This window comes from uncultured Pseudoteredinibacter sp., assembly GCF_947500695.1.
GTDB lineage: Bacteria > Pseudomonadota > Gammaproteobacteria > Pseudomonadales > Cellvibrionaceae > Pseudoteredinibacter.
In genome coordinates this window covers 1-1,727 of record NZ_CANMSS010000025.1, presented here as the reverse complement: position 1 = coordinate 1,727, position 1,727 = coordinate 1, and the positions used below count along the sequence as shown (strand labels likewise).

Below are 1,727 nucleotides of genomic sequence, written 5' to 3'. Positions count from 1 at the left end.
CTCTTCCTCGGGCAAACTTTCTGCTACTTCGGAGATGTAATTGTGGAGCTCAACAATACCCATAAGGTGTTTAACGCTTTGTGCAGGGGCAGTTGGAACGCAGTGTAAACTGTCCCGGTGCGAAGCGCCCTTGCTGCCACAACTTGTATGGTTCAATTCCATCTAAATTCACAGTTTCAAATCCTTTTCCTAACGGGTAAATTGAGACCCACCTTGGGCGGCCACCCAAGGCCTTGTTGATTATAGTTCGTTGCGCGACAGGTTTGTAAAAGCCGTTAACAAGTATGAACGTAATCAACACTCACTAGGCATAACTCGAATAGTCATGTGGGCCTCGAGCCCGAATAGCAAGGCGGAGATAGCTTATCCTATGAACACTCAAGAGATCAATGTCGGTATCGACACCAGCTCCACACAACTCGATATTTATGTGAGACCTACAGGCCAATTTTTTAGCGTTAAAAACGATAAGGAGGGCATTAAAAATGCAGTCAAAGATATTCAGGTTTTAAAACCCAGCCGCGTCTTGATTGAGTCTACCGGAAGGCTTGAATTAGAGTTTGTAATTGCCGCTCATAAAGCTGGGCTGCCCATTGTTGTTTGCAACCCAGGCCAGGTACGTCAGTTTGCTAAAGCGGCTGGGCGTATTGCCAAAACAGACAAGCTCGATGCTATGGATATTGCCCACTACGGTGAAGCAATGAAGCCTAGATTGTCTAGCATAAAACCCGAAAAACTAAGGGCAATCAGTGATTTACTCACTGTTCGAAGCCAGTGCCTTGAAATGAGTACCATGCAAAAGAATAGGTTGAAACGCATGCCAAAGACAGTGCACAAACCTATCCAAAATATTCTTAAATCAATTAAGAAAGAACTCGACTCGATAGACAAGCAACTAAACAAACTCGTTGATAGCGTCTCCGAATGGAGGCAAAAGAGAGATTTACTACTAAGCGCTAAAGGCGTCGGCAATGTACTCGCTTACACCCTCATGAGTGAGCTACCCGAATTGGGAACATTGAACCGCAAGCAAATTGCAGCACTAGTCGGAATCGCGCCCATGAACCGTGATAGCGGCAGCTACCAAGGTAAGCGATATATACGTGGCGGCAGGCACAGAGTAAGAACTGTTTTGTTTGTATCAATGATGTCAGCCATCCAATGCCACCCCAAATTGAAACCAATGTATGAACGCATGGTAGCTGCCGGAAAACCAAAGAAAGTTGCACTAATCGCTTGCATGAGAAAGCAACTAATAATCCTAAATGTGATGGTGAAAAATAATACTTATTGGGATGAAACTATGGTGTAAATTTAGGGTTTGACACCATAGTCACTTGTTAAGCAATCTTAGCCTCCGAAATTACGATACCACACATACTATAAAGTCTTGAAAAGTACTCAAACGCCTCATTCTCAACAAACGGGAGAACTTTCTCCAATTCTTTTTCGCACTTTTGCAATATTTGAAAACGCTCTATATCCAATGACCCGCTTTCCTTATTTACGAAGCTACTAATGCAGCCCGATGCATAGCTATCAACAGAGGTTACACATACTCCATTTACATCTTTTCCACCAAAGTCAGATGGAAATTTTGTATTTGTGTGTTGTATCCAAAGCTCAGTAATAGTCATAGATTCATATGCTTAACGCTCAAATTTGCGGCGAACGCCAGTGAGTCCGAGCGCTCTAGCGCTGAACAACATTTTCTTGTTATGACGTTG

2 protein-coding genes are annotated in these 1,727 nt (G+C 43.4%); one reads left to right on the top strand and one right to left on the bottom strand.

Annotated elements, in window-relative coordinates; all coding sequences use genetic code 11:
* Positions 1 to 370 precede the first annotated feature (370 nt).
* A complete protein-coding gene (locus tag Q1A08_RS21325; protein ID WP_299776417.1) occupies positions 371 to 1,312 on the top strand; it encodes an IS110 family transposase in 942 nt (313 codons plus the stop codon).
* A 28-nt stretch (positions 1,313 to 1,340) separates the two neighbouring features.
* Here the strand turns inward: Q1A08_RS21325 and Q1A08_RS21320 are convergent, their stop codons facing one another.
* Positions 1,341 to 1,637, bottom strand: a complete 297-nt coding sequence (locus Q1A08_RS21320) for a hypothetical protein (RefSeq protein ID WP_299776416.1) — start codon at positions 1,635 to 1,637, stop codon at positions 1,341 to 1,343.
* Positions 1,638 to 1,727: the final 90 nt, after the last annotated feature.